This window comes from Paraclostridium benzoelyticum, from assembly GCF_001006285.1.
GTDB lineage: Bacteria > Bacillota > Clostridia > Peptostreptococcales > Peptostreptococcaceae > Paraclostridium > Paraclostridium benzoelyticum.
In genome coordinates this window covers 1-3281 of sequence record NZ_LBBT01000289.1, presented here as the reverse complement: position 1 = coordinate 3281, position 3281 = coordinate 1, and the positions used below count along the sequence as shown (strand labels likewise).

The following is a 3281-nucleotide window of genomic DNA, read 5'->3' as shown; positions in this document are numbered from 1 at the left end:
AGTATGGGTATAAAGAAAGATAAGACTGGATTTCATGGAGTTGTTCACTGGGGAGATGAATTTATAAATATTTTTTAATTAAAGAAAATATATACATATCAAAGCTGAAACTTAGTTTAATTGGTTTCGGCTTTTTTTATTATATTATTTAATTAATGAAGCTAAACTAAACCTTTAGAAAATCTTTAGATTTATATACTGATTATCTTAAAAATTTAAAGTTATTATATAATTACGATAAAGATAAAGAAGGAGGTTTTAAGAAGTTGGTTAAATTAAAAAATGCCTTATGATATTATATATATAGAAAAATAATAAAGTGGGGTAGAAATAATGAATTTTAATATTTTAGTTGTAGAAGATGAACAAGATATAGCTTATGCAGTAAAAGCTTATTTAAACAATCAAGGATATAATGTATTTATTGCAAATAACGGGATTGAAGGATTATGTATATTAGAAAAAGAAACTATTCATTTAAGTATAGTAGATATAATGATGCCTAAAATGGACGGAATCGAGTTTACCATGAAATTAAGAGAAAATCATGATTTTCCAGTTATAATGTTATCTGCAAAATCTGAAGAAATTGATAAAATAACAGGATTAAATATAGGAGCTGATGACTATATTGAAAAACCTTTTAAACCTTTAGAGCTTTTAGCTAGAGTGAATTCCCAACTTAGAAGGTACAGAAAGTTTTTAAATTTAGTTGAAAAAAATATACCAAATGAAAACATACATACTATAGGTGGCTTAGAACTTAATGTAAATACAAAGGAAGTTTGTGTTGATGGAAACTTTGTAAAAACAACTCCTATAGAATTTAAAATACTTACTTTGCTTATGAAAAACCCAGGAAGGGTATTTTCAGCAGATGAAATATATGAGAAAGTATGGAAAGAAAGAGCTGTAAATACAGATACAATAATGGTTCATGTAAGGAATATAAGAGAAAAAATAGAAATGAACCCTAAAAATCCAAAATATTTAAAGGTGGTGTGGGGCGTTGGATACAAAATTGAAAAACAATAAACTGTATGTAAAATTAATAATAGTAATGACAATACTAATAGCGTCAATAGGAATGGTATTATCTTATCAAAGTATAAAAAAGTATAGTAATCATTTTGGATATAATATATATGAAGATAATGGGGATTTCACAAGCAAATTAATAGACTCTACATATGGACTTTACTACAAAATTTATGATGAAAATAATGAAAAAACTAGTCCTGCAGATCTTATGTTAGAGTTAAAGGGGGGTGTAGATAATAATGATGAATATACAAAGGAAATAAGAGATAATTTTGGTAATAAGATAAATGATTTCGCTCAAAACTTAAATACAAATTTAAAAAATTTAGACTATTATGTTGTAGATAAGTCCAAAAATTTAACAAAACAAAGTGTTAGTGGGAATTTAAATGAAATAGATAGCATTAATAAAAATTTTCAAGAAAGTTTAAAAGATAAATATCAGTTTTATATATCAATTGATTTTGATGATAAAGGAAATATGAAGATTAGCAAACTACATGGAGCAGATGAAAGAACTATTGAATCTAATTTAAACCAAAATAAAAAAACATCTGCATATTTAGACGAAGATATTTATGAAGTGAAACCTATAAAAAATATGAAGTTTGTATATGGAGTACCTAAAGATTTAAAATATGTAGATAATATATCACATGAAATAAATATGGAACAAGAGCATTCTTATACTATGGCTTCTAGAATTTTTATAAATATAGGAATTGTATTTGTTATTTTGGTTGCAATGATTATTCCGTATAAGGAAATTAAAGAGTTAAAAATATTTGAAAAAATAACAAAAATACCAGTAGAAGTAGTGGCATTTTTAGTTTACTTATCATTTGTTTATGCCTATTTGGCTTCTGATTTACTTATAATAAAAACAGTTATGAATAAAGCAATAATAAGTTTTACTCAATTGCAATTTACAATAGATGTTAATAATATAATTAATTATTTAATTAACCTGATTTACTGGGTAGTTTTATTTACAGTAATGTTTACAGGAGGAATACTATTAAAACACATTATAAAAACTAGACATACAACATACTTAAAAGACCATTCGTTGATTTATAAAGGTACAAAATATATAAATAAAAAATTAAGAAAAACAAAAAAATGGATGTTTGATATAGAATTAGGAAGAAACAATAAAAAGAAAATAGTATCTATGTTAATTCTTAATTTAATTGTAGTAAGTTTAATATCGTGCACTTGGTTTTTTGGATTAATATTAGTTCCTATATATACTTTAGTTTTATACTTTATTATAAAGAAGAAGTATCTTTCTATAAATAGGGATTATAATAAATTACTAAATATAACTAAAGAGATAGCAAATGGAAACTTAGGTACAAAATTGAATGATGATTTAGGAACTTTTAATGTATTAAAAAATGAGATAGATAATATTCAAATAGGATTTAAAAAAGCTGTAGATGAAGAAGTTAAAAGTCAAAAAATGAAGACAGAATTGATTTCTAATGTAAGTCATGATTTGAAAACCCCGTTAACATCTATAATAACTTATGTTGATTTATTAAAAGATGAAAATTTAACTGAAGAAAAACGAAAAATTTATATAGATACATTGGATAGAAAATCTGAAAGATTACGAGTATTGATAGAAGATTTATTTGAGGTTAGCAAAGTTAATAGTGGGAATGTACATTTAAATATAATAGATGTAGATGTAGTGTCTTTAATGAAACAGACATTAGTTGAAGTAGATGATAAAATAAAAGCTTCAAATTTAAAAGTAAGAACAAATTTTCCCGAAGAAAAATTAATTTTGAAATTAGATAGTCAAAGAACGTTTAGAGTATTTGAAAACCTGTTAATAAATATAAGTAAATATGCAATGGAGTATTCTAGAGTGTATATTGATATAATAAGTGAATCTGAATTTGTAAAAATAAGCTTTAGAAATATGACAGCTGAAGAGATTGATTTTGATGTAGAAGATTTAGTTGAAAGGTTTGTAAGGGGAGATAAATCTAGGAACACGGAAGGTAGTGGGTTAGGTCTTGCCATAGCAAAGAGCTTTGTTGAGCTTCAGGGAGGAATGTTTAATGTTAGTACTGATGGAGATTTATTTAAGGTAGTTATAAATTTAAAAAAATAGAAGTGAAATTTGTTATAGAGCTGTAAATTATGTTTAAAGAGTAAGCATCATTTTACAGCTCTTTAATTAGTCAATTGATGCAAATTTTTAAAATGAATTTTAAAAATTTATA

The 3281-nt window shown here is 24.5% G+C and carries 2 protein-coding genes; both read left to right on the top strand.

Annotated elements, in window-relative coordinates:
• Window positions 1-333: 333 nt before the first annotated feature.
• A complete protein-coding gene (locus tag VN21_RS14410; protein WP_046823878.1) occupies window positions 334-1035 on the top strand; it encodes a response regulator transcription factor in 702 nt (233 codons plus the stop codon).
• Entirely contained in the window at window positions 1010-3169 is a 2160-nt protein-coding gene (locus VN21_RS14405; protein WP_046823877.1) for a HAMP domain-containing sensor histidine kinase, read from the top strand. Before VN21_RS14410 ends, VN21_RS14405 begins: the two co-directional genes overlap by 26 nt.
• Window positions 3170-3281: the final 112 nt, after the last annotated feature.

Coding starts and splice junctions, on each gene's coding strand:
- VN21_RS14410 (WP_046823878.1), top strand. CDS start 334: ATGAATTTTAATATTTTAGTTGTAGAAGATGAACAAGATATAGCTTAT.